At 42.0% G+C, this 405-nt stretch carries 1 protein-coding gene; it reads left to right on the top strand.

Annotation, left to right across the window (positions count from 1 at the left end; all coding sequences use genetic code 11):
* Positions 1-405, top strand: a 405-nt coding sequence (locus AC2JF9_RS10035) for a type IV secretory system conjugative DNA transfer family protein (RefSeq protein ID WP_500727478.1), incomplete at both ends; no start/stop codon positions are given.

Raw genomic sequence — 405 nt, 5'->3', positions numbered from 1 at the left:
AGCAATACGGAGAAATTTTCACCGTTATTATCGGTCAATTTTTACGTTATCTGACCAATCGAGAGGAAGCCAAAAACCCTCCTGTTTTAATCATGTTGGACGAGTTTCCACGATTGGGAAAAATGTCGGAAATTGTCGGAGGATTAGCCACGCTAAGAAGCCGAAATGTTCACCTTATGCTTATCATTCAATCGCTTACGCAACTTGACACGATCTATGGAAAAGACGAGCGAAAAGTCATTGTCGATAACTGTTCATTCAAGCTTGTGATCAATGCGACAGACACCGAAACGCAAAAATATTTCTCGGATATGGCAGGGCAAAAAACGGTCAAATTAAAGACTTTTTCACAAGGGGAAGGTTATCGCAAGGAACAGACCTTCACCACGTCAGAACAGGGTGTTC

The sequence above is a fragment of the Lactobacillus sp. C449L genome (genome assembly GCF_059900815.1).
Note: the sequence above shows the minus strand (reverse complement) of the source record. Positions and strands in the feature narration are given on the sequence as shown.